The following is a 15561-nucleotide window of genomic DNA, read 5'->3' as shown; positions in this document are numbered from 1 at the left end:
GTCGGATCGCGGGTGGATGGGATGCGGGGGGAGCGGGCCTTAAGGCTTCTGTGTGCCTTAGTACCCGTGCATCGACGCTGGCCGTTCATGCGCAGCAGAAACGACACGCGTTGTGCTCGTCAGGATCAGAATTCTTGCGGCTCTTGTCGTTGATATCACGCGCATTCCCTCGTCCATTGAATGCGCTCAGTTGTAGCTGATCGAATGCGACATCTCAACGACTCACGGAACTTTTCGCTCTCAAAATGTTCGCGTGCGATAGGACGAATGGAGTCACCGCATTCAATGCGTGCCGTGCGATACGAAGTTGGTTTCGCAGATGCGGCACATGCGCGGCGCGCGTACGAAAACTCGTAGTCGTCGAGTGTGACGATGCAGCCACACTCCCTGCCTCAAGGCGATACAGGCGCTACAAAACCTGTGAATGCGCGGCGCTCGAAGCCACGCGCGTGCGTTCGCGCAACCACAGCACGAAGCCGCAGCCGAACACGATGACCTGCGTACCTATGAGCAGCGCGAAACCTGCGAAGAAGCCGGATGCGGATGCGGCCGACGCAGTGGCTGCGCCCGATGCCGACGAGCCGTGCGACACCGCGCTGATCACGCCGCCCATCAACGCCGGCATGAAGCCCGCCACGAGGCTCCCTGCCCCGTTGGTCACGCCGAAGGCGCTCGCGGTGTGCTCGGGCCGCGAGCAGTATTGAATGGTGCTCGGGATCGCGGGGCTCTGCAGTCCCCAGAAGAAGTTGGCCGCAACGAGGCAGCACGCCGCAGCGTACGGATCGTGCGCGTTGATGGCCATCAGCACCGACAGCGCCACGCCCACGCTCGCCCCCATGAAGATGAAGGGCACGTGCTCGCGTTCGATCTTGTCGATGACGACGCCGCTCACGAGCACGGCGAGCACCGTCGCGTACTGCGGCAACGAAGCGAGCCAGCCCATCTCTCGCAGCGAGAAGCCGCGCGCTTCGTGCAGGTACGTGGGCAACCAGTTGCTGCTGCCCCAGAGATAAGCCAGCGCCGCCGATGTGAGCAAGGTGATGAGGAACAGGTGCCGCGTGTGAAGCGCGCCCTTCACGATTGCGCCCACGCGCGCCATTGCTTCGCCCAGCGACGAAGGCCGCGCCGCGTCTTCCTTGCCGGGCGGCATGCGCACGAATGCGAGCACCAGCGGAATGCCGAGCGCGATGTTCATGATGCCCAGCACATGGAACGAGGTGTCCCACTGGAACTGCGCGAGCAGGTAACCCACCAGCGGATAGCCAATGGCCAGCCCGATGCCCGTGCCCATGTTCACCAGCGCGTTGGGCTTGCCGTTCTCGTCGCTCTGGAAGTGCGCCTTGATGTATGACGAAGCGAGCGAGAACAGCGGCCCCTCCGACACGCCCAGCAGCACGCGCGAAGCCAGCAGCAGGCCGTAGCTGTTGAACATCGGCGAAGCCCACGTCACCACGCCCCACAGGATCAATCCGTAGATCAGGCTGCGCCGCACGCCGAAGAGCGCCGAGCAGAACGGCGTGAGCACGAAGGCCGAGACGCCATAGCCGAGCATGAACGCCGTCGCCAGCAGGCCCTGGCTCACGCGGTCGTTCGCCGCGAGGCCCACATGGTTCAGGAACGCGGCGTCGGTGATCAGCACCGCGATGTTGATGCGGTCCACGTACGAGATCGCGACGATGACGAACAGGGTGGCGACGCCGTACCAACGAAGGTGTTTGCTCTGCATGGGGGTGTGTTCGTGTTTGCTGCGACGGCGCGTGCGCCTAGAACATGTGGCGCATGCCGAACTCGGTCCCGGTGGACGCACGGTTCGGTGCGGTGATCGCGCCCGCGAGCGCCTGCGCGGCGCCGTTGCTGTTGCTGATGCGCGCGATGGTCGCGTACAGCGCGGTGCGCTTCGAAAGGTTGTGCACGTAGCCGATGGCCAGCTTCGACGAGGTCGGCTTCAGTGCGGCGCCCGCTGGCTCCAGCCGGTAGCGTGCGTACGAAGCCTTGATCTCTCCGACGCCGATGGGCAGCTGGAAGCCGATGAGTGCGCCCTTGGCATCGGTCGTGCCCTTCGACTCGGTGTACAACTCGCTCGTGAGCTTCAGGTTCATGAGCGACGGACCGAAGGTGTAGGCCGCGCCGAGGTTGGTCACGCGCAGGTCGCCGCTGGCGTAGCGCGTCTTGCCGGTGGCCAGTGCGATGTTGAGGCCGCCGTTCTGGTAGCCGAAGCGCAGGCCCGTGTGGTTGCCATCGCGCTTGTTCGACACCCGCGTGCCCGGCAGCACCGAGTTCGAATCGTTCTCGCCCATCGCGTACATCACCTGCCCGTAGAAGCCGCCGAGCGAGGCCGGCAACAGGTAGCCGATGCTGTTCGATGCGCGCGTGCCTGTCGGCGCGACGAGGCCGCCGAGCCCCGAGAAATAGATCTGGTTGGCGCCGATGCCGCCGCCCGTGCCGAAGGGATCGAAGATGGCGGTGTTCCAGAACGCGGGCACGTAGTCGCGGCCCAGGCGCACTTCGCCGAACGAGCCGGCGAGGCTCACGGTCGAGCGGCGGTTGAAGCTCAGCACGCCCGCGGTGCCATTGCCGTTCGCCTGGTTGTTCGAGTTCGAGGGAAAGCCCAGCGCGCTGTCGTTCTGCAGGCCCATCTCGAGCCAGAAGTTGGCCGAGTAGCCGCCGCCCAGGTCTTCGGTGCCGCGAAAGCCGAGGCGGCTGAACATGTTGCCGCTGTTGGAGAGCTGCGTCTTGTGGGCCGAGCCGTCGCCGCTGCCGCGCGTGTAGGTGACGGCTGCATCGACCACGCCGAAGAGCGTGAGGGAAGATTGGGCCAGCGCTCCGCCAGCCACGCTGGCGGAGGCCAGCGCGATCAAGTACTTTTTCATCGGATTTTTCGGGGTGGTTTTTCTGGCCGTGCGCCTCAGATATCGAGCACCAGCCGCTCGCCCTTGCAGCGAGAGACGCAGATCATCATGGTCTTGTTGGACGCACGTTCGATCTTGGTGAGGATGCCGTCGTGGTGCTCGACTTCGCCTTCGAGAACCGCTGTTTCGCAGGCGCCGCAGACGCCTTCCTTGCAACTGTGGTCGGGGTTGAGCCCGGCGTCGATGAGGCTGTCGAGGATCGACTTGCCGGCCGGCACTTCCACGCTCTTGCCGCTCTTCGCGCACTGCACCACGCAGCCTTGCGTGGCGCTCGGCGCCTCCACATGCACGGCGGCGAAACGCTCGATGTGCGCGTTGGCATAGCCCAGTTGTTCGCAGCTCTTCTCGAACGCATCGAGCATCGGCGTCGGCCCGCAGCAGTAGTAATGGCTGCTGGCGCCCTTGCCCGCCAGCAGCTTCGCGAGGTCGGGCGGTGCGCCCTTCTCGTCGTCGAAGTGCCAGGTGAGCGGGATCGCCTTCTCTTTCGCGAGCGCCTCGATGGCTTCGCAGAACGCGGACTCCTTGCGGGTGCGTGCGCAGTACAGCAGTTCCACCGGCTGGCCGATGGCCGCGAGCCGCTGCAGCATGCACCAGATGGGCGTCACGCCGATGCCGCCGGCCACGAGCACCGAGCGCTCGGCATCCTCTTGCAGCTTGAAGTTGTTGCGCGGCGCCGAGATCGGCAGCGTCATGCCCACGCGCAGTTGCTGGTGCACATAGCGCGAGCCGCCGCGGCTCTTGCGGTCGTTGAGCACGCCGACCACATAGCGCTGACGGTCGCTCGACGGATTGCACAGCGAGTAGCTGCGCACCAGCCCGTTGGGCAGATGCAGGTCGATGTGGGAGCCGGCTTCGAAGGCCGGGAAGTCCACGGCGGGCGTGGCCGGCCGGAACTCGACACTGACGATGCCGTCGGCCTCGTAGCGCATCGTGTGTACGAGGGCGTTCAGCGTGGGAGAAGACATGGGCGTGCTCGCTTCCCGGTCAGGCCGTCGCGGCTTCAGTGGCTTCGGCCAACTGCGCTACGGCGAGGTTGCGCATGTGGCGGCGCAGGCGAACGATGCCCAGGTCGTGCTGGTACAGGTTCTCGTGCTGGTTGGCGTCGGGCTCCATCTCCTCCAGCATCACGCGGTCCTGCTCCAGAACATGCCAGTGGCGCGCCTCCAGGCGGTTCTTGTAGAGGAAGCGCCAGGTGTCGCGCTCCCAGCCCTTCGCGAGCTTGCGCACGCGCCAGAAGAAGGTGGCCGTCATGCCATTGGCCATGGGCGAGAACGCGCCGATGATGATGAAGTTGCCGCCGGGGCCGCCGGTCTTCGGGTACGGGATCTCCAGCCGCATCCAGTGGATGCCGGTGTCGGCCCATTCGGTCCAGTCGAAGTTGACGTTGCGCTGGCCTTCCTTCTCGAACACGAAGCCGATGTCGGTCTGGCGGATGCCGAACTTGGCCGACGAATCGCCCTCGGCCATCGAATGCGACTGCTTGTGCAGGTACGTGCCGTGCATCGGGTCCATCACGTTGTCGAGCACGTAGCGGTAGTCGCCCTTCCACTCGGTGTAGCAGAGGAAGCTGCTGTACTCGGCCTCGTCGGTGAGCTGCTCCGGCAGCACGAGCGGCGGCGGAATATCGACCGGCTCCTTCGCGTTGTAGAGAAACACGGCGCCCGCGCGCTCCTGCACATGGAAGTGGCGCGTGGCTTGCGAGCCTTCGAGCTTGCAGCCGGGGCTGCCGGGCACGCGCGTGACGACGCCGTCATGGCGCACCTCGACGCCGTGGTACGGGCACGAGAGGCGATCGCCCAGGATCACGCCCTGCGACAGCGGCGCGCCGCGGTGCGGGCAGCGGTCTTCCAGCGCATGCAGCACGCCTTCGCCGTCGCGCCACAGCGCGAGCTTGCGGCCCAGGCGCCGCAGGGAGATGGGGTTCTCCTTGATGAAGTGCGAGGGGCAGATCGGGTACCAGAGGTCTTTCAGGCCGATCTCGAGCAGATGGTCGACCGGGTCGGCGGGAACGGGAGTGATGGCGATGGTCATGATGGTTCCTCTCAGGCAGCGAGCGCAGCCATCTCCTTGCGGTACAGCGCTTCGGTCCAGGGCTGGCCGCCGGGGGTGGCGAGGCCGCTGTCGTTCAGGCGCTGCACGAGGCCGCCGAGGTCGTGGATGCCATCGGCAAAGGCGCGTTCGATCACGTCGCCCAGCAGGTCTTCGTAAGTGGTCGCGGGGCGCTGGCGCGCCTGGTGCGGTTGGAGATAGCGGTCTTGTTGCATCGTGGGCCTCCGGGGGTGAGGTGAAATGAAATCAGGCGGTGGCTGCGGTGGGCTCGCCCAGCGGCACGGCCCAGGCGTCGTAGCCGTAGACCCAGTCCGCATTGCCGCCTTCGCGCAGCCAGTTGTTGCCGCGCGAGCCGAGCTGCACCTGGCTGGCGCGTTCGATGCGGGCTTTCTCGTAGCTCTTCAGCGCCTCGGCTGCATCAGCCATTGCAACGCCTTCGAGGTGGCGCGACAGCACCACAGCGTCTTCGATCGCCATGCCTGCGCCCTGCGCCATGAACGGCAGCATCGGGTGCGCGGCGTCGCCCAGCAGCGCCATGCGGCCTTCGGCCCATGCGGGCATCGGGTCGCGTTCGTAGAGCGCGGTCTTGAGCACCGTGTCGCAGGCATCGAGCAAGGCGCGCGCCTCAGGGTGATAGGCCACGTACTGTTCGCGCAGCTCGTCGACGCTGCCGGGCGCGGTCCACGATTCGAGGTGCCAGGTGTCCTGCGGCGTGGTCGCGAAGATGAAGATGTCCTTGCCGCGGTTCAGCGGGAAGGTGACGATCTGGCTCTGCGGATTCGGGCCCCACCACTTGGTGAACGCGCCGAGGTTCGGCACGCCGGCCACGCGCTCGGCGGGCACGACAGCGCGGTAGGCGACGATGCCGGTGAAGCGCGGGCTCTCGGCACCGAACATCGCGGTGCGCACGCACGAGTGGATGCCATCAGCGCCGAGCAGCACGCCGACACGCGCGCTGGTGCCGTCGGTGAACGAGAGGGTCACGCCCTCTTCATCCGCGGCGATCTTCTCGGCGCGCTTGCCCAACGCGACGCGCTCGGCCGGGAACATGTCGGCCAATGCGGCCAGCAGGTCAGCGCGGTGGATGGTGAGCTGAGGTGCGCCATAACGCTCTTCCGCCGAATCCGCCATCTCCAGCCGCGAAGTTTCTTCGCCGGTGTCGTAGGTCCGGCTGATGCGATGCGACGGGCGCGCCGCCGTGACGCGGGCCGCTTCACCGACGCCCAGGCCGTCGAGCGCACGCACCGCGTTGGGCGTGAGGTTGATGTCCGCACCGACGCGGGCGAACTGCTTGGCCTGCTCGAACACGACCACGTCGTGCCCCGCGCGCCGCAGCGCGATGGCAGCCACCAGGCCGCCGATGCCGGCACCGACGATGCCGATGGTGGATTCGCTTGTCTTCATGATGTCTCTGCCTGGTTCTTGCTTGCGGCTCACTCGGCCACGATGTTGCGGGCCTTGATGATTCGGGCCCACACGGCTGTTTCTTCGCGGATGTGCGCAGCGAATTCGGAGGGCTTCATCGCCGCATCGGTCATGCCCTGCACCTTCAGGCGCTCGCGCACATCGGGCTGGGCGAGCATCTGCGCGGCATCTTTCGCGAGCTGCTCGACCACGGTGGGCGGCGTGCCCTTGGGTACCAGCAATCCGTACCACGAGGTCACGGTCACGCCCTGGATGCCCTGCTCCGCCAGCGTCGGAATATCGGGTGCCGCCGCACTGCGCTTGGCCTCGGTCACGCCCAGCGCGATGAGCTTGCCGTTCTTGATGAAGGGCATGGTCGCCGGCAGGTTGCTGAACATCAGCGGCACCGAGCCGCCGAGCACGTCATTGAGCGCAGGCGCCGTGCCCTTGTAGGGCACGTGCAGCAGGTCGATGCCGGCCTGCTGCTTGAAGAGTTCGCCCGCCAGGTGCAGGCCGCTTCCCACGCCGGGCGACGCATACGACAGCGTGTTCGGCTTGGCCTTGGCCATCGCGACCAGTTCCTTGGCGCTCTTGATGCCGGACGACGGCGCGGCCACCAGCACGTTGGGTGCCTTCGCGAGCATGGTGACGGGCACGAAATCTTTCTCGATGTCGAACGGAAAGTTCGGCATCAGCGTCGGGTTGATCGTGAGGTTGCCGGCCGGCACGACGAGCAGCGTGTGGCCGTCGCCCTTCGCGCGCTTGACCTTGTCGATGCCGATGTTGCCGGCTGCGCCCACGAGGTTTTCGACCACCGCCGCCTGGCCGTAGCGCTTGGCAAGGCCGTCGGAGAGCACACGCGCCAGCGTATCGACCGGTCCGCCGGGCGGGAACGGCGAGACGATGGTGAAGCGCTCGCTGGAGAGCTGCTTCTGTGCATCGCTCTGCGCATGCACCGGCATGACGACAGCGGCCAATGCGGCGAACAGAAGGGAGATGGAAAAACGTCGTTGCATGGTGGTGATCGCGTCAGTCATTTCTTCTCGGTGAGAAAGGCGCCCTTCGGGCCTTCCGCGTTCTTCTGGCGGCGCGTGTTGCCATCGAGACCGCCATCGACCGCCCATTCGGCGAACACCGTCGGACCGGGCTCGAACTCGCGCGGCTGCCAATCGGCGGTGAGCTGGTCTTCATCTGCGTAGTACTCGATGAGTCCGCCGGCCGGGTTCTTGAAGTACCAGAAGTACGCCGAGGACACCGGATGCCGCCCCGGGCCGAGCTGCGTTTCCCAGCCGCGGCGCGAGAAATGCAGGCCGCCGCCGAACACTTCGTGGATGTCGCGCACGGTGAAGGCCACGTGGTTCAGGCCGCGCTTGCCCGAGGGGATCTGCAGCAGGAACAGGTCGTGGTGGCCGCCCTCGGCCGCACAGCGCATGAAGGCGCCGCGGTTCGGGTAGCTGTCGGACGAGACGAAGCCGAAGCGATCCGCATAGAACGCGCTGGTGCTCACCACATCGCTCACGAAGAACACGACGTGGCCGACTTCGATGGGCGTCGCGCGCTCGTAGATCGGCGCGGGCTTGTTCACGCGCAGCTTGGCGTTCCAGGTGTTCATTGCGCCGCAGTCGACCTCGACTGCGCGCTTGCGGCTGACCTGCAGGCGCACGGCAAGGCCGTTGGGGTCGATGCAGCCGGTGCGGCGTACGCCATCGACGGTGGCGTCGAAGAACGCCGGGTCTTTCGAGATGGCGGCGGCGTAGCGGTCGAGGTCCGCGTCGCTTTCAACGCCCCACACCACTTCGCGCAGCGTCGGGCCTTCTTCCATCGCGGGCGGCAAGTTCGCCTTGTCCAACGCCGCAACGACAACCTTGCAGCCGTTGAGGCACTCGAAGACGAGTTCGTCGGGCGCTTCCGACTTCAGCGCGAGGCCCCAGTCCTCGAAGAACCGGCGGCAGGTGGGGAGGTCGTCCGCCCCGTAGGTGATCTGATCGATGCCTAGAACGCTCATGGCCGTGTCCTCTTCAGTTCGCCCATGGGAGCGGTTGGTCGTTGGTGCCCCAGTACATGCTCTTCTGCTCCATGTACTGGAAGATGCCCTCGCGGCCCTTCTCGCGGCCGAGGCCGCTGTCGCGCCAGCCGCCGAACGGCGTCGAGACCGAGAACTGCTTGTAGGTGTTGACCCAGACCGTGCCGGCCTGCACCGCGCGGCCGAGCTTCCAGGCGCGCTTGAAGTCACGGCTCCAGACGCCCGCGGCGAGTGCGTAGACGCTGTCGTTGGCCTGCGCGATCAGCGACTCCTCGTCGTCGAAGGGCATCGCGACGAGCACCGGGCCGAAGATCTCTTCCTGGCTGATGCGCGCGCTGTTGTCCAGCCCTTCGATGATGGTCGGCTTGTAGAAGTAGCCGCTGTCGTAGCCGGCGCCGTGCGGGCGCACGCCGCCCGTGCGGATACGGCCGCCTTCGGACACGCCGAGGTCCACATAGCGTTCGATGCCTTCGCGGTGCTTGGCCGTGATGAGCGGGCCCATCTGCGTCTGCTCCAACGCCGGATCGCCCACGCGCAGCGCATTGGCGCCTTCGGCCAGCCGCGTGAGGAACTCGTCGTAGATGCTGCGCGCGACGAACAGGCGCGAGCCCGCGATGCACGATTCGCCCGACGAACTGAAGATGCCGTAGAGCACGCCGTTCACCGCGTGGTCGAGGTCCGCGTCGTCGAGCACCATCGTGGGCGACTTGCCACCCAGCTCCAGCGACACCGGCATCATCTTGTCGGCCGCGATGTGGGCGATGTGCTTGCCGGTGGTGGTGCCGCCAGTGAACGACACGCGCTTGACCAGCGGATGCTTCGTGATCGCGTCGCCGATGACCGAGCCCTTGCCCGGCAGCACGCTGACGATGCCCTTGGGCACGCCGGCCGCTTCGCAGATGCGCGCGAGTTCCAGCGCCATCAGCGGCGTGACCTCGGCGGGCTTCACCACCACCGCGTTGCCGGCTGCGAGCGCTGGCGCGAGCTTCTGCGCTTCGCTCGCAATCGGCGAGTTCCACGGCGTGATGGCCGCGACCACGCCCATGGGCTCGTGCACGCTCATCGTGACGAAGGCACCGCGCGACGGCGTGATGGTCTCTTCGAGCGTCTCCAATGCGGCCGCGAAGAACTGGAACGTGCCCGCGGCGCTCGCTACGAGGTTGCGCGTTTCGTTGATCGGCTTGCCGTTGTCCAGGCGTTGTTTCTGCGCGAGCGATTCGCTCTCTTCGCGGATCAGCTGCGCCACGCGGTGCAGCACTGCCGCGCGCTCGTGCGGCAGGCGCTGCGCCCAGCCGCTGGTGCGGAAGGCGTGGTCGGCGCGGGTGATCGCCTCCTCCACGTCGGCGAGGCTCGCGGCCTTCAGGCGCGCGATCGGCTCGCCGGTGGCGGGGTACAGGCTTTCATACACGTCGCCGCCGCCCAGGCGCCATTCGCCGGCAATGCAGATCGGGAGAAGTTCGGAAGAAATCATGTGGGCGAATCGAAAGGTCAGATGGCGAGGGGTGCGACACGGTTGCGCAGCGCACGCACCGCGCTGTACACGGTCAGCGCCGAGGTCTTGGGATTGGCCGCGAGCGGCTTGTTGCGCATGGTCAGCTCGAAGCTGCCGAAGGCGCCCTCGGCCTCGACGGTGTGAACGTTCTCGGCGGTGGCGGGGTCGGCGATGAGGCGCACCTGCGTCTTGTCGAGCCCGAGGCCAGCGAGCGAGACGGTGGCCGCGACGTTGGCGTTCTTCGGATAGAGCAGCGCCGCTTCGCGCGCGCTGCCTTCGAAGATCACCGTAGCTTCTGTCAGCGCATCGAGGTCGCGGCCCTGCTCGGCCGGCGTGCCCTTCCAGGCCTTCGGGGGCTTCCGGCCGGTGTAGCGCACGCTGTCGAGCCCGCCGATGCGGGCCGCGGCGAGCGCATCGATTGCGCCGATGGCGCCAGGGATCAGTTGCACCTGCGTGCGGCCGGCGATGGCGGCGGCTTCGAGCTTTTCAGCGAGGCCAGCGGCCGACAACGCGCCGACCGAGGCGACCACGCAGGGCGTGCCGCGCGCGAGCGCCGGTAGCACATGCTCTTCGATGGCTGCGTGCCCGGCCGTCTCGACCACGAGGTCGATGCCGGCAACCGGCACCATGCTCGTCACTTCTGCGCCCGGCACCGCCTTCTGCGCGGCGGCCATGCCTTCGGTGGGCACGACAACGACGGTCACCCGCAGGGCCGGATCGTCCCGCAAGAGGTCGAGCACCGCGGTGCCGATGGCGCCGCAGCCGATGAGAGCGATGCGTGTGATGGCGGTCATGGGTTGGGCTCCGCTCGCTCTCACTGCGCCGTGCCGAGCGCGGGAATCTGCGTGACCGTGTTGGTCGGCGGGCCGGCGAAGCTGGTCTTGAAGCCGCCGATCGACAGCATGTCGATCTCGAGCAGGAAGGGGCCGTCGGTGGAGAGCGCTTCGTCCAGGCGCGCGGGCAGATCGGCCAGGTCTTTCACGCGGGCGTGCGGCAGCGCGATCGACTTGCACAGCAGGTCGTAGTCGGGCGTGTGCAGCTCGGCGTAGCACTGGCGGCCGCCGTACTGCGCGTCCTGGATGTTCTTGATGACGCCGTAGCTCTTGTCGTTCATGAGCACGATCACCATCGGCGCCTTCTCCTGCACCATGCACGCCAGTTCGCCCAGGTTCAGGATGAAGCCGCCGTCGCCGGCCAGGCAGAAGGTCTTGCGGCCCGAGCCGGTCACCGCCGCGCCGATGGCCGCGCCGATCGCCATGGGCATGCCCTGGCCGATGCCGCCGCCCGTGGCATGCACGCCGGCGCTGGGTTCGAAGATGCGCAGTTCGCGGTTGCCCCAGGTGCTGTTGGAAACGGTCACGTCGCGCACCCAGTTGAACTGGCGGCCCGCCACCGACTGCAGCCGGCGCACAAGTTCGGCGTACGGGCCGAGGCCGTCGCGCAGCGTGGCCACCGCCTGGTCGTGCGCGGCGCGCAGGTCGACCAGCAGTTGCGGATCGGCCTTGTAGCCGGTGGCTTCGAGTCGGTCGGCCAGGCCTTCGAGGGCCAGCGACGAATCGCCGCAGACAAAGGCCTCAGAGGCGTAGCAGCGGCCTTCGGCGGCGGCATCGGCGTCGATGCGATACAGCGGGCGCGGCAGCTTCAGTTCGTACTTGAGCGTTTCGTTGCCGCGCAGGCGCGAGCCGACCACGAGCATCGCGTCGCAGGTTTGATAGAAGGCCTCGACCGGCTTCTGGATGTTGTAGGCGCCGAGCGAGCCGGCGTCGTCCTCGGGCACGGTGCCGCGGCCCTGCGTGGTGGTGACCACGCCGAAGCCGAGCTTCTGCAGGCGCTGGATCGCCGATCGGGCATGGCGTGCACCGCCGCCGATCCACAGCAGCGGACGCTTGGCGGTTGCGAGGCGCGCGGCCAGCGCATCGAGGCTGGCGGCCGAGGGCACGGGGCGCTCGACGGGCAGCGGCGAGAGGTCGGCCGGCATCGTGGTGAGGGCCGACTGGATGTCGATCGGAATCTCCACGCTCACCGGGCCGGTCGGCGCCGTCAGCGCGAGCTGCACCGCACGCTTGAGCGTGCCGAGCACCGTTTCCACGCTGCGCACGCGCAGGGCCGCCTTCGACACCGCCTTGAGCATCGTGAGCTGGTCGGGCGCCTCGTGGATGTACGACATGCCCTTGTCCAGGTACGGCGTCTCGATCTGCCCGGTGATGTGCAGGAGCGGCGCACCGGCGGTCAGCGCCTCGACCAGGCTGCCCGCGATGTTGCCCGCGGCCGGGCCGGTGCTGGTGATGCACACGCCCAGGCTGGCGGTGGAGCGTGCATAGGCGTCGGCCATGTTGCCCGCGCCCGCTTCGCCGCGCGAGGAGACGAAGCGGATGGTGCCGCGCTGCGCGAACGCATCGAGGATCGGCATGTTGTGGATCGAGATCACGCCGAAGGCCGCCTTGACGCCGCACTGTTCGAGAAAGGCCGCGACGACTGCGCCCACCGTGACCATGTTGTTGTTGGGTTTATGCATGGCGCGAATGGCCTCCGGAAATGTCGATGTGGCTGCCCGTCGTATAGGACGCGAGGGGCGAAGCGAGGAAAAGGATCGCGCGTGCGGCTTCGGTCGGAAGCCCCAGGCGACCCAGCGGGATGTGTTTGGTCTTCGCGAGCTGGGCGCTCCATGCGGCCCAGTCCTCGGACTTGTCTTCGCGCGCCTCGAAGCGGCGGCGCCACTGGCCGGACTCGACGAGACCGATGAGGATGCCGTTGACGCGCACGCCCTGCGGTGCGAACTCGGTGGCCATCGAACGCACGAGGTTCAACAGGCCCGCGCGTGCGGCCGAGGTGGCGACCATGTGCGGCTCGGGCTGGCGCGCCAGCAGCGAGTTGGCGCAGACGATGGCGGCATCGCCCAGCACGGCGCGCTGCGCGGCGAGCTGCGGAAGGAAGGAGCGCGTCGGATGGATGACGGAGAAGAACTTCAGGTGCAGCTCCTCCATCCACGCCGCGTCGTCGGTGTCCGCGAACGTGGAGACACGCCCCTGCCCCGCGTTGTTGACGAGCATCGAGGCCGGGCCGAGGGCGGCCTCGCTCGCTGCGGCGAAGGCTTTGACTGCGGCGGCGTCGAGCACATCGCACGGCTGCGCGAAGAGCTTCGCGTTGGGGAACTGTTCGCGCAGGCCGGTGACCGCACGGTCCAGCCGCTCGGCGTTGCGGCCGCACAGCGCAACGGCGGCGCCGCTCGCGAGCAGCAGCTCGACGGTCGCGAGGCCGATGCCCGAGGAGCCGCCCGTGACCACGGCCACGCGGCCCGCCAGCGCGTCGGCGGCGAAGAAATGGGAAGGTGCCTGCATCGTCACGTCCGTCATGTCGTCACGCGCTGCGAAGCGGCACCACCTTGTTGCTGCGCGCAGGCGAGTAGTTCAAGAGGCCCGAGATCTCCTCCGCGGTACTGCGCACGCGCAGCACCATCTCGTCCATGCGGTTCTCCTCGATGTGGCCCGAGGTGATGGTCGCGCCCAGGGCAGCAACGATGTGGCCGCTGTGGTCGCGCACCGGCGCGGCGATGCTGGAGATGTTCGATTCGAAGAAACCTTCGCCCAGCACATAGCCGCGGGTGCGGTCGGCCTGCACCATGTCGAAGAGTTCGTTCACCGTCTTGGGCGTGCTCGGCGAGAAGGTCTCCAGCTTGTCTTCGGGGTAGAGGGCGCGCAGCTGCGGCAGCGTCAGGTCTTCGAGCAGCACGCGGCCCAGCACCGTGGCGTGTGCCGGCAAGCGCGTGCCCACGGTGACCGAACTGGCGAAGGGCGTCGGCGGCGCGACCTTGGCGACGTAGACGATCGAACGCCCGTCGCGCACCACCAGGTTGCAGGGCGTGCGCAGCTCGTCGCACAGGCGGTTGAGCAGCGGCGTGCCGAGCTGCGTGAGCTCCAGCGAGGCGAGGTATTCGAAGCCCAGGCGCAGCACCGCGAGGCCTAGGCGGTAGTCGCGGCCGCCCTCGGCGCGCTCCAGGAAACCCATGTTCTCCAGCGTGGTGAGCAGGCGGAAGACGGTCGAGCGCGGCAGGTCGAAGCGACGCGCCAGCTCGGGGGCGGAGAGCGTGCGGTTCTCGCGGCTGAATTCGCACAGCACGCGCAGGCCGCGCTCCAGCGCCGGCACGTTGTAGCGGTCTGCGCCCTCTTCCATCGCTTCGCTGTTGTCGTTGGTGGTCATGTGTTGGTTGTTCCCTTGGGTTGTTCTGCGGCGGTCCGCATCAGTCGGCGAGTGCCTCGCGCAGCAGCGCGGCGACGGCCTCGGGCCGCTCCACGTAGCTGGCGTGCCCGGCACCGTCGATGGCTTCGAGCGTCACCCCGCAGCTGCGCGCGACTTCGGCGCAGGCTTGGGGCATGGTGACGACATCGAGCGTGCCACAGGCCACGCGCACCGGCATCGCGGGCGGCAGGTCGGCCAGCAGGTTGCCGTGGCACAGCAACTCGACGGCCTGGCGGTAGCCGCCATCGTTCAGGCGGGCCATGTTCCAGCGCACCCATTGACGTGCGAGCTCGCTCGCGGAATCGGAGACGAGCCGGCCCGCGCGCTTGGCGGCCATGCCGGCGATGCCGAGTTCGTCGAGCGTGGCGAGGCGTTCGGTGCGCACCTTGGTGCGGGCTTCGGCGCGCGACGGTGCGCCATAGCCGGCGGCCGGGCTGATGAGCACGAGGCGGCGGATGCGCGAGGCAATTGCTGAATCTTTCCGTGCGGCCGATGCCGCGGTGAGCGCGCCGAGCGAGTGGCCGACGAGCACGCAAGACTGGACATCGAGCGCATCGAGCAAGGCATGCAGGCGGTGCGCGTAGTCGGCTGCGGAGGGTGCGGCAGGCGCGAGCGGCGTTGATTGGCCGTAGCCCGGCGCATCCCATGCGATCACGCGGGCCTGCGGAGCCAGCAGCAAGGCGACGTTGAGCCACGAGGCCGCGCCCGAGCCGATGCCGTGCAGGCACACGAGGGCCGGCCCTGCGCCGCGCTCGCGCACCGACACCACCGCGCCACCGCCGACCGGCACGTCGCGTGCGGGAAAGCGGGCGTCGAGCAGCGCCAGCTCGGAAGCCGGCAGCGTCAATGCATCGATGACCATCGCGTCGCTCATCCGGTCCTCAGCGCTTGATCTTCGCGAGCGGGTGATCGGCCGGGTACGTCGGCGTGATCGGCTTCTTCGCACCGAGCATCACGCACATCAGCGCGTCTTCGTCGCCGATGTTGATCTCCTCGCGGTACACGCCCGGCGGCACCGAAATCAGGTCGCGGTCGGTCATGATGGTTTCGAAGCGCTCGCCGTCCTTCTCGATCACGACCTTGAGCTTGCCGCGGATGAGGAAGAACACCTCTTCCACGTCGGTGTGCAGGTGCGGCGGGCCTTCGTGGCCGGCGGGGATCACCATGGTGGAGAAAGTGAAGTGCTCCGACGGCACGGTGTTCACGTCTTTGGCGACGCCGGTGCCGCCGGTGCCCACGTAGCGCATCTGCGCGCGGCGGTACTTGGGGTCGAAGTCGGCCTGGAACTTCAGCGCGTCCCAGTCGTACTTGCGGGTTTCGTAGCGCGCGATGCGGGTGTTCATCCACTCGGCGAGGCTCGTGCCTTCGGGCTGCGCCAACGTGCTGGCGGCGGCGTCGGTGATCTTCTGTTGTTCGGACAAATCGCTCATGGGTTCACTCCTTCGTCG

At 67.6% G+C, this 15561-nt stretch carries 15 protein-coding genes; all 15 read right to left on the bottom strand.

The genetic code is table 11. The annotated features are described in order from the left end of the window. Window positions 1-409 precede the first annotated feature (409 nt). Genes QF040_RS03610 through QF040_RS03540 form a run of 15 tightly spaced genes read right to left on the bottom strand, consistent with a single transcriptional unit; the run spans window position 410 to window position 15543 of the window. Entirely contained in the window at window positions 410-1726 is a 1317-nt protein-coding gene (locus QF040_RS03610; protein WP_429609884.1) for an MFS transporter, read from the bottom strand. Between the two features lie 37 nt (window positions 1727-1763). Then, entirely contained in the window at window positions 1764-2870 is a 1107-nt protein-coding gene (locus tag QF040_RS03605) for a porin (RefSeq protein ID WP_429609883.1), read from the bottom strand. A 35-nt stretch (window positions 2871-2905) separates the two neighbouring features. Continuing rightward, window positions 2906-3874, bottom strand: a complete 969-nt coding sequence (locus QF040_RS03600) for a PDR/VanB family oxidoreductase (RefSeq protein WP_429609882.1) — start codon at window positions 3872-3874, stop codon at window positions 2906-2908. Between the two features lie 19 nt (window positions 3875-3893). Beyond that, window positions 3894-4940 carry a Rieske 2Fe-2S domain-containing protein gene (locus QF040_RS03595; RefSeq protein ID WP_429609881.1) on the bottom strand — a complete coding sequence of 349 codons (1047 nt, stop codon included), beginning with the start codon at window positions 4938-4940 and terminating at the stop codon, window positions 3894-3896. Window positions 4941-4951: 11 nt separating this feature from the next. Beyond that, window positions 4952-5173 carry a recombinase-like helix-turn-helix domain-containing protein gene (locus QF040_RS03590; RefSeq protein ID WP_013541995.1) on the bottom strand — a complete coding sequence of 74 codons (222 nt, stop codon included), beginning with the start codon at window positions 5171-5173 and terminating at the stop codon, window positions 4952-4954. A gap of 31 nt (window positions 5174-5204) precedes the next feature. Continuing rightward, the gene (locus tag QF040_RS03585; protein WP_429609880.1) at window positions 5205-6362 is read right to left on the bottom strand and encodes an FAD-dependent monooxygenase; all 1158 of its coding nucleotides are present in this window, start codon (window positions 6360-6362) and stop codon (window positions 5205-5207) included. A gap of 29 nt (window positions 6363-6391) precedes the next feature. Further along, window positions 6392-7399 carry a Bug family tripartite tricarboxylate transporter substrate binding protein gene (locus tag QF040_RS03580; protein WP_429609879.1) on the bottom strand — a complete coding sequence of 336 codons (1008 nt, stop codon included), beginning with the start codon at window positions 7397-7399 and terminating at the stop codon, window positions 6392-6394. After that, on the bottom strand, window positions 7396-8367 hold the full coding sequence (locus QF040_RS03575; RefSeq protein ID WP_429609878.1) for a VOC family protein: 972 nt from the start codon (window positions 8365-8367) through the stop codon (window positions 7396-7398). Before QF040_RS03575 ends, QF040_RS03580 begins: the two co-directional genes overlap by 4 nt. Window positions 8368-8380: 13 nt before the next feature. Continuing rightward, window positions 8381-9856, bottom strand: a complete 1476-nt coding sequence (locus QF040_RS03570) for an aldehyde dehydrogenase (protein WP_429609877.1) — start codon at window positions 9854-9856, stop codon at window positions 8381-8383. 17 nt (window positions 9857-9873) lie between these two features. Further along, window positions 9874-10662, bottom strand: a complete 789-nt coding sequence (locus tag QF040_RS03565; RefSeq protein ID WP_429614608.1) for an aspartate dehydrogenase — start codon at window positions 10660-10662, stop codon at window positions 9874-9876. A gap of 29 nt (window positions 10663-10691) precedes the next feature. Further along, the gene (locus tag QF040_RS03560; protein WP_429609876.1) at window positions 10692-12392 is read right to left on the bottom strand and encodes a thiamine pyrophosphate-binding protein; all 1701 of its coding nucleotides are present in this window, start codon (window positions 12390-12392) and stop codon (window positions 10692-10694) included. Continuing rightward, a complete protein-coding gene (locus QF040_RS03555) occupies window positions 12385-13215 on the bottom strand; it encodes an SDR family oxidoreductase (protein WP_429609875.1) in 831 nt (276 codons plus the stop codon). Before QF040_RS03555 ends, QF040_RS03560 begins: the two co-directional genes overlap by 8 nt. Before the next feature lie 19 nt (window positions 13216-13234). Beyond that, window positions 13235-14074, bottom strand: a complete 840-nt coding sequence (locus tag QF040_RS03550) for an IclR family transcriptional regulator (RefSeq protein WP_013542003.1) — start codon at window positions 14072-14074, stop codon at window positions 13235-13237. A gap of 40 nt (window positions 14075-14114) precedes the next feature. Then, entirely contained in the window at window positions 14115-14987 is an 873-nt protein-coding gene (locus tag QF040_RS03545) for an alpha/beta fold hydrolase (protein WP_429609874.1), read from the bottom strand. Between the two features lie 7 nt (window positions 14988-14994). Next, entirely contained in the window at window positions 14995-15543 is a 549-nt protein-coding gene (locus QF040_RS03540; RefSeq protein WP_013542005.1) for a cupin domain-containing protein, read from the bottom strand. Window positions 15544-15561: the final 18 nt, after the last annotated feature.

This window comes from Variovorax sp. W2I14 (assembly GCF_050435205.1).
Classification (GTDB): Bacteria; Pseudomonadota; Gammaproteobacteria; order Burkholderiales; family Burkholderiaceae_C; genus Variovorax; species Variovorax paradoxus_C.
The sequence above is the reverse complement of the archived record's forward strand: the minus strand, read 5'-3'. Positions and strand labels throughout refer to the sequence as shown.